Source organism: Stenotrophomonas sp. PS02298, from assembly GCF_029959445.1.
GTDB lineage: Bacteria > Pseudomonadota > Gammaproteobacteria > Xanthomonadales > Xanthomonadaceae > Stenotrophomonas.
Window position 1 is genome coordinate 1 of the sequence record NZ_JASCOR010000196.1, and the last position, 7125, is coordinate 7125.

The 7125-nt window shown below is 64.7% G+C and carries 8 protein-coding genes; 3 read left to right on the plus strand and 5 right to left on the minus strand.

The features are described from left to right. Positions 1–67: 67 nt before the first annotated feature. Entirely contained in the window at positions 68–457 is a 390-nt protein-coding gene (locus tag QMX78_RS19100; RefSeq protein ID WP_282272538.1) for a DUF4124 domain-containing protein, read from the minus strand. Between the two features lie 82 nt (positions 458–539). On the opposite strand from QMX78_RS19100, the gene pssA reads away from it, so the two are divergent. From pssA to rimI, 3 genes are read left to right on the plus strand one after another with little or no spacing between them, the layout of a single operon-like run. Continuing rightward, on the plus strand, positions 540–1319 hold the full coding sequence (gene pssA, locus QMX78_RS19105) for a CDP-diacylglycerol--serine O-phosphatidyltransferase (RefSeq protein ID WP_282272540.1): 780 nt from the start codon (positions 540–542) through the stop codon (positions 1317–1319). A 56-nt stretch (positions 1320–1375) separates the two neighbouring features. Continuing rightward, positions 1376–1798: an alanine acetyltransferase gene (locus tag QMX78_RS19110; protein ID WP_282272551.1), complete on the plus strand. Its 423-nt coding sequence runs from the start codon at positions 1376–1378 to the stop codon at positions 1796–1798. Then, a complete protein-coding gene (gene rimI / locus QMX78_RS19115) occupies positions 1795–2280 on the plus strand; it encodes a ribosomal protein S18-alanine N-acetyltransferase (protein ID WP_282272543.1) in 486 nt (161 codons plus the stop codon). The genes QMX78_RS19110 and rimI overlap by 4 nt, the downstream gene beginning before the upstream one ends. A 12-nt stretch (positions 2281–2292) precedes the next feature. Here rimI and QMX78_RS19120 read toward each other — a convergent pair whose 3' ends face one another. From QMX78_RS19120 to QMX78_RS19135, 4 genes are all read right to left on the minus strand, one after another. Next, on the minus strand, positions 2293–3117 hold the full coding sequence (locus QMX78_RS19120; RefSeq protein WP_282272544.1) for an EamA family transporter: 825 nt from the start codon (positions 3115–3117) through the stop codon (positions 2293–2295). 438 nt (positions 3118–3555) lie between these two features. Beyond that, entirely contained in the window at positions 3556–6381 is a 2826-nt protein-coding gene (locus QMX78_RS19125) for a valine--tRNA ligase (RefSeq protein WP_282272546.1), read from the minus strand. Positions 6382–6411: 30 nt separating this feature from the next. Next, positions 6412–6600 carry a YqaE/Pmp3 family membrane protein gene (locus QMX78_RS19130; RefSeq protein ID WP_057627321.1) on the minus strand — a complete coding sequence of 63 codons (189 nt, stop codon included), beginning with the start codon at positions 6598–6600 and terminating at the stop codon, positions 6412–6414. A 12-nt stretch (positions 6601–6612) separates the two neighbouring features. After that, positions 6613–7038 (minus strand): DNA polymerase III subunit chi, encoded by a 426-nt coding sequence (locus tag QMX78_RS19135; RefSeq protein WP_282272553.1) that lies wholly within the window; start codon positions 7036–7038, stop codon positions 6613–6615. Between the last annotated feature and the right edge of the window lie 87 nt (positions 7039–7125).

Here is a 7125-nt window from a genome sequence, read left to right on the forward strand (position 1 = left end):
TTCAAAAAAAACAACCCCCCGACTCTGACCCCGGTTTTGCGCCCGGTTTTGCCTGTCAGCTACCAGCTCAGTTCTTCGGCGCAGGCTTGCAGTAGACCGCAGCGGTCGCCTCGGCCAGCTGCTTCTGCGCCGCGCGCTGGGTGTCATCCAGGGGAGCGCCCGGCTTGCCATCGGCACCAACGCCCTGGCTGACCGGACCATTGCCGTTCAGCAATTGCAGATTCCTGCGTGCACCCAGGCACTGCTCGGATTCGCCGGCTTCGGCTGAAACCTCTGGTTCTGCGACAGAAGCACCGCTGGCGGTGATGCGGCGGGTTTCGAACTGCTTGCCGGCCGGCGGTCGCTCGGAATACTGGGTGACGCCATTGGCGTCCTTCCACTTGTACAGATTGGCCGCGCTGGCGGTGGCAGCGGTGCCGAGCAGGAGCAGGCAGCAGAGGCGTGGCAGGGTGAGCATGGCAACTCCAGGCACCGGGACAGGGCAGGCAGCGATTGCAGCACCCGGTGACGCGGCTGGCAAGTCGATTAAACTTCCCGGTATGGACGAATTGAGACCACCACCGCGTTCGCGCAGCATCTACCTGCTCCCGAACCTGTTTACCACCGCCGGGCTGTTTGCCGGGTTCTACGCGATCATTGCCGCCTCCAACGGGCAGTTTGTCAACGCCAGCGTCGCTGTGTTCGTGGCTGCGGTCATGGATGGGTTGGATGGCCGGGTTGCGCGTTTGACCGGAACCAGCAGCGAATTTGGAGTGCAATACGACTCGCTGGCCGATCTTGTCAGTTTCGGCATGGCGCCGGCACTGGTGATGTACCACTGGGCCCTGTCCTCTCTGAAGTTCGATGGCGACGTGCTGGGCCGGGTCGGCTGGTCGGCGGCCTTCCTGTATGCGGCCTGCGCGGCGCTGCGCCTGGCCCGTTTCAATACCCAGGTGGGCACGGTCGACAAGCGCTGGTTCGTTGGCCTTGCCAGCCCGGCCGCCGCCGGTTTGATGATGTCCTTCGTCTGGGCCTTCGCTGATGGCACGCTGGGCTGGAGCGGAGAGGAGCTGCGCTACGTGGCTTTGGGTGTGACCATCGTGTCCGGCCTGTTGATGGTCAGCCGGATCCGCTTCTGGAGCTTCAAGGGCGGCGGCGAGAAGGGCCCGCGCTCGGAGCGCGTACCGTTCGTGGTGTTGGCGCTGGTGCCTATCGTCATTTCCATCGTGGTACTGGACCCGGCGCGGACCTTGTTGGTGGTCGGCGTGATCTATGCGCTGTCCGGCCCGGTGATGTGGTTGTTGCAGCGCTGGCGGCAGCCGGCCGGCAAGGTGCAGTGATCGGTTTCTCGCCCGAGCCGGTGTGGACGCCCGAGCAGCAGGCATGGCTGCAGGCGATGGGCTACACCGTCTATCTGGAAGGCGGCGCGCTGGATGCGCCGCCAGTCGTTGCTGCGCCAGCCTTTGATACCGCTACGGTAGCGGTGGAGCGGGCGGCACCGCCGCAGAGCACGGTGACCAAGCCGGTTGCTGTTGCCCCGCCGCGTGAAGTGGCCGCAAAGGCACCGCAGGCACCGAGCACTGCACCCGCGCCGGTATCCGCTGCCGGTGCAGCGGGTAGTGTTCGTCGCAGCGGCGGCTTGGGGATGCCCGACCGCCTGCAGATCGCCTTGTTGCGTGCCTCCGGCTGCAATCCCAACGAGCCGGAAACGCGGGCGCTGATGGACAGTTGGCCCTTGGCCGAGCTGCGTGCCGATCCAGCCGCCAAGCGCGCGCTGTGGCCGCAGCTGCGCAGTCTGCGGCGGAAAGCACGGCAATGACCGCGCCGGGTACGGTCCTGCGTCCCATGCATGAAGGGGACCTGGATGCGGTGATGGAAGTGGAGCTGCGTGCCTATCCGTTCCCGTGGACGCGCGGCATCTTCCAGGATTGCCTGCGAGCCGACTACCCGTGCCGGGTGCTGGTGCAGGAGGGCGGCATTGCCGGCTATGCCGTGCTCAGCATTGCCGTTGACGAAGCGCATGTACTCAATGTCTGTGTGGATCCGCTGTGCCAGTCGCGCGGCCATGGCCGGCGTCTGCTGCGCGAGTTGGTGCGGGTTGCACGGCAACGCGGCGCGTTGCGGGTGTTCCTGGAAGTGCGGCCGTCCAATACCTCGGCCATCGCGCTGTACCACAGCGAAGGCTTCAATGAGATCGGCCGCCGTCCGCGTTACTACCCGACCGCGACCGGGCGCGAAGACGCACTGGTGATGGCGATGGAGCTGGTGGACGACGACATCAGCGTGATGCCGCCGCTCTGAGCGCGGCGTTGGCTATGCCAGCCGCAGCAGCACCACGCCGGCGACGATCAGTGCCGCCGCGAGCAGGCGCTTGCGGCTGATGTGTTCTTTCAACAGCAGTGCCGAGATCAGCAGCGCGAACAGGATCGAGGTCTCGCGCAGTGCAGCGATCACCGCGACCGGCGCGATGGTCATCGCCCACAGCGCGATCGCATACGACGCGGTGGTGCCGATACCGCCGACCAGTCCGCGCTGCCAGTTGCCGCGTAGATAGCTGCCCAGCTGCCGGCGGCGGGCGAACAAGGCCCAGATCGGTAGCGGCAAGCCGGACAGCAGGAACAGCCACAGCGTGTAGCTCAAGGCATTGCCGGACAGGCGTGCGCCCTGTGCGTCGACCAGCGTGTAGGTTGCGATCACCATGGCGATGCACAGCGGCAGGCGGAGGTTGCGTGCCCTGCTGCTGCCGGCCATGCACAGGATGCCTGCACTGATCAGGGCGATACCGCTCCAGGCACTGGCGGACAAGCGCTCGTTGAACAGCCAGGTGCCGGCAATGGCGACCAGCAAGGGCGCGCAACCACGCATCAGCGGGTAGGACAGGCTCATGTCCGCGCTGTGATAGGCGCGTGCGACCAGCACGTAGTAGCCGGTCTGCAGGATGGCCGAGGCGACGAGCCAGGGCAGGCTGGCTGCGTCGAGCGCTGGCAGCCAGGGCAGGGCGATTGCGGACAGGACGGCAGCCCAACCGGTGACCAGAATCGTGGTCAGCAGCTTGTCGCCGCCGAGTTTGACGATTGCGTTCCAGCTGGCGTGGAGCAGGGCGGCGAACAGGACGGCGCAGAAGATGCCGAGGGACATTGGGTTCTGTTATTGGGGTGCTTTGGAAGGGTAGCTGGGATTGTGGGGTGTTGGTGCTGCGGGGAGGTAAAGTCCAAGGCCCAAAGCCCAAAGCCCAAAACCCAAAGCCCAAAGCCCAAAGCCCAAAGCCCAAAGCCCAAAGCCCAAAGCCCCCTCATCCGCCCTGCCGGGCACCTTCTCCCGCACGCGGGAGAAGGGACTGCAGTGATTCTTGCAGCGTCGTGAACTGGGCGTGCCATCAAGCTCAAGCACATGAAGCAGATTGCACAGCGATCCCGCAGAAGTGCATGGCGCATTGCATTCCCTTCTCCCGCGCGCGGGAGAAGGTGCCCGGCAGGGCGGATGAGGGGGCTCTTCGCTCGCTGCTCTTTGATTCTCAACGCACAAAAGAAAACGCCGCCCGAAGGCGGCGTTCTCCACAACAACAATCAGCAAGCCTCAAAGTTTCGCGCGCTGCTCCTGCAGGCCGGCCAGCTGGCTTTTCCAATCAACCAGACGCACGCGCTCCTGCTCGACCACCGCCGCCGGCACCTTGTCGGTGAACTTGGACAGCTTGACCTCGCTCTTGTCCTTCTCCGAAGAAACGCGGGCGATTTCCTTGTCCAAACGCGCACGTTCGGCGTCCAGATCAACCAAGCCTTCCAACGGCACCAGCAGCTTCAGCTCGCCAACAATGGCGGCCGCAGCCGGCGGCGTCACTGCATCAGCGGCCAACCAGTCGATGCTCTCCAGCTTGAGCAGGAAGCGCAGCTGCGAGGCGAAGCGTTCGAGGCGGCTGCGATCCGCATCCTGCCCGCCCTGCAGCAACAGACGCACCTGCTTGGACGGCGGCACGTTCAACTCGCTGCGCACGCGGCGCAGGGCGCTGACCATAGTCTTGAACCATTCCACGTCGACTTCGGCCTGCGCGTAGTCGCCAGCAAACTCTTCAGCGGTCGGATAGGCCTGCAACGACAACGACTCGGCGTTGATACCAAGGCGTGGTGCAACCTGCTGCCACAGCTGCTCGGTGACGAACGGGGTCAGCGGGTGCAGCAGGCGCAGCACTGCTTCCAGTACGTACAGCAGGGTGTGGCGGGTGCTCGCCGCATCCTCGGCGTTGTCACCGTTCAAGGCCGGCTTGGTCAGTTCCAGGAACCAATCGCAGAACTCGTTCCAGACGAATTCGTACAGCGCCTGCGACAACAGGTCGAAGCGGTAGTCGGCGTAGTGCTGCTGTGCTTCGGCCGAAACCTTGGCCAGGCGTGCAAGGATCCAGCGCTCGGCATCGGTGCGCGGCTGCGGCACACCAGTGAAGCTCGCGCCCTCGGTGTTCATCAGGGTGAAGCGGCTGGCGTTCCACAGCTTGTTGCAGAAGTTTTTGTAGCCCTCGGCGCGGCTCATGTCGAACTTGATGTCGCGGCCGTGGGTGGCCAGCGCGGCGATGGTGAAGCGCAGCGCGTCGGCGCCGTGGGCGATGATGCCGTCCGGGAATTCCTTGCGCGTGGCCTTCTCGATCTTCTCGGCCATCTTCGGCTGCATCAGGCCGTGGGTGCGCTTGGCAACCAGGTCGTCGATGCTGATGCCGTCGATGATGTCCAGCGGATCGAGCACATTGCCCTTGGACTTGGACATCTTCTGGCCCTGGCCGTCGCGGATCAGGCCGGTGATGTAGACGTCCTTGAACGGGATCTGGCCGGTGAAGCTGTCGGTGGCCATGATCATGCGCGCCACCCAGAAGAAGATGATGTCGAAGCCGGTGATCAGCACGTTCGACGGCAGGTAGCGCTCAAAGCCGCGCTCGGCCATCGCCGCTTCATTCGGCCAGCCCAGGGTGGAGAACGGCCACAGCTGCGAGGAGAACCAGGTCTCCAGCACGTCGCTGTCCTGGGTCAGCAGCACGTCGGCGCCGAGCCCGGCCTTGGCGCGGGCGTCGGCTTCGTTGCGGCCGACATAGCAGTTGCCGGCTTCGTCGAACCACGCAGGGATGCGATGGCCCCACCACAGCTGACGGCTGATGCACCAATCCTGGATGTTCTCCATCCAGTGGCGATAGGTGTTGATCCAGTTGCCCGGCACGAATTTGATGGAACCGTTCTCGACGAGTTCCAGGCCGCGCTTGGCCAGCCCGTCCATCTTCACGAACCACTGGTCGGTCAGATAGGGCTCGATCACCTGGCCGGTACGGTCGCCACGCGGCACCTGCAGCTTGTGCGCCTTGGTCTCGACCAGGATGCCCAGGTCTTCCAGCTCGGCCAGGATCACCTTGCGCGCTGCGTAGCGGTCCAGCCCGCGGTATTGCTCCGGGGCGTTTTCGTTGAGCGTGGCGGTGGTGGTGAACAGGTTGATCATCGGCAGGCTGTGACGCACGCCGACCTGGTAGTCGTTGAAGTCATGCGCCGGGGTCACCTTGACCACGCCGGTGCCGAAGGCCTTGTCGACGTAATCGTCGCCGATCACCGGCACGCTGCGGCCGGTCAGCGGCAGGGTCACGCTCTTGCCGATCAGGTGCGCGTAGCGGCTGTCTTCCGGGTGCACCATCACCGCGGTGTCGCCCAGCAGGGTTTCCGGACGGGTGGTGGCCACGACCAGATAATTGCGGGTCTCGCGCAGGGTCTCGTTGCCGTCGGCATCCACTTCGACGTGCTCATAGCTGGCACCGTCGTTGAGCGCATAGGCGATCGACCACATGAAACCGTCTTCTTCCGCGCTCTCCACTTCCAGGTCGGAAATGGCGGTCTTCAGCACCGGGTCCCAGTTGACCAGGCGCTGGCCACGGTAGATCAGGCCCTGTTCGTGCCAGCGGAGGAAGGATTCGATCACCGCCTCGCTCGGGCCCGGGTCCATGGTGAAGGTGCTGCGCGACCAGTCGGCCGAGGTGCCGAGGCGGCGCATCTGGCCTTCGATCACGTTGCCCGAATGCGCCTTCCACTCCCACACCTTGTCGATGAAGCCATCGCGGCCCAGCGAGTCGCGGGTTTCACCCTTGCCTTCCAGTGCGAGGTTGCGGCTGACCACCATTTCGGTGGCGATGCCGGCATGGTCGGTACCCACCTGCCACAGCGTGTCGTAGCCACGCATGCGGTGGTAACGGATCAATGCATCCATCAGCGTCTGCTGGAAGGCATGGCCCATGTGCAGGGTGCCGGTCACGTTCGGCGGCGGCAGCAGGATGGTGTAGGGCTCGCCCTTGCCGGACGGCTTGAACAGGCCGGCCCTCTCCCACGACTCATAGAGCGCGGTTTCAAAGGATCTGGGGTCGTAGCTGGAGGCGAGTTGGGTCATGCGGGGGAACCGGTAAAAGCGGGAGGGGGATCAGCGGCCGAGTGCGCGCTGGATCTTTTTGTCGGTGTGGTACTGGCTGACGGCATATGCAGCCCAGATGGCAGCGGGAAGCCAGCCAATCAAGGTGATCTGCAGGATGAGACAGACAATGCCGGAAATCGGACGGCCAATGGTGAAAAAGGCCAGCCACGGCAGCAGGATGGCAATCAGCAGGCGCATGCGTGTAGTCCCTTACATGTCGTATTTGTTGAGCGTGTAGTTCGCGACCTTGTACTGGCGCCAGCGGTCCCGCAGCGGCTCACGCGCGGCCGGATCGGCCGGCACCACTTCCAGCACACGGTCGCAGGCACCCAGATAGGGCTCGTCACGCAGGTTGATCACCAGCGGGCGTTCAGGCGCATCGGCGCCCGGTGTGGCGATCAGCACGATGGCCTCTTCCTCGTCCACGTCCTCGCCGATGATCTGGTGCGGGATGTAGGCATCCGGGTCGAACGACCACAGCAGCTCGTCCAATTCCTCGGCCTGGGCCTGGTCGCGCGCCAGTACCAGCGTGTACAGGCCGCCATCGTTGGCCTTGCGCGCGAGTTCGCACACCAGCTTCAGTGGCTCGGTGAGAAAGCGCGGCTTGGCGATCAGGTAGAAGTCGGCACGCATCAGGTCACGGGGAGTTTGGGGAAGGGGTTGGAAAACCGGGGTCAGAGTCGGGGGTTTGCGGGGGGCAAACCCCCCGCCCGGGGCGTATAA

Bases quoted from the DNA above. Each gene is read 5' to 3' on its own strand.
- QMX78_RS19110 (WP_282272551.1), top strand. From the start codon at position 1,376: ATGGGCTACACCGTCTATCTGGAAGGCGGCGCGCTGGATGCGCCGCCA.
- QMX78_RS19120 (WP_282272544.1), bottom strand. From the start codon at position 3,117: ATGTCCCTCGGCATCTTCTGCGCCGTCCTGTTCGCCGCCCTGCTCCAC.
- QMX78_RS19125 (WP_282272546.1), bottom strand. From the start codon at position 6,381: ATGACCCAACTCGCCTCCAGCTACGACCCCAGATCCTTTGAAACCGCG.
- rimI (WP_282272543.1), top strand. From the start codon at position 1,795: ATGACCGCGCCGGGTACGGTCCTGCGTCCCATGCATGAAGGGGACCTG.
- QMX78_RS19130 (WP_057627321.1), bottom strand. From the start codon at position 6,600: ATGCGCCTGCTGATTGCCATCCTGCTGCCGTGGCTGGCCTTTTTCACC.
- pssA (WP_282272540.1), top strand. From the start codon at position 540: ATGGACGAATTGAGACCACCACCGCGTTCGCGCAGCATCTACCTGCTC.
- QMX78_RS19100 (WP_282272538.1), bottom strand. From the start codon at position 457: ATGCTCACCCTGCCACGCCTCTGCTGCCTGCTCCTGCTCGGCACCGCT.